Genomic DNA, 266 nt, shown 5'->3' with positions numbered 1-266 from the left:
ACTTTACCTGCAAGAAAATGGGGTAGAAAAAGCACAGTTTAATTCTTATGGTTCTCGCCGTGGTAATCACGAAGTGATGATGCGTGGTACATTTGCTAATGTGCGCCTTAAAAACTTACTCGCCCCCGGTACTGAGGGCGGTGTCACTCGTACTCAACCTGACGATAAGCTAGAGAGTATTTATGATGCGGCAATGGCATATCAAGAGAGTGGAACACCATTAGTGGTTCTAGCAGGTAAAGAATATGGTACCGGCTCCTCACGAG

1 protein-coding gene is annotated in these 266 nt (G+C 45.9%); it reads left to right on the top strand.

Annotated elements, in window-relative coordinates; translation table 11 throughout:
- On the top strand, nucleotides 1–266 hold a 266-nt coding region (locus AAEY62_RS22815), incomplete at both ends, for a hypothetical protein (RefSeq protein WP_350636700.1).

It is taken from the genome of Pseudoalteromonas sp. GW168-MNA-CIBAN-0100 (genome assembly GCF_040309225.1).
Lineage (GTDB): Bacteria > Pseudomonadota > Gammaproteobacteria > Enterobacterales > Alteromonadaceae > Pseudoalteromonas > Pseudoalteromonas arctica.
The sequence above is the reverse complement of the archived record's forward strand: the minus strand, read 5'-3'. Positions and strand labels throughout refer to the sequence as shown.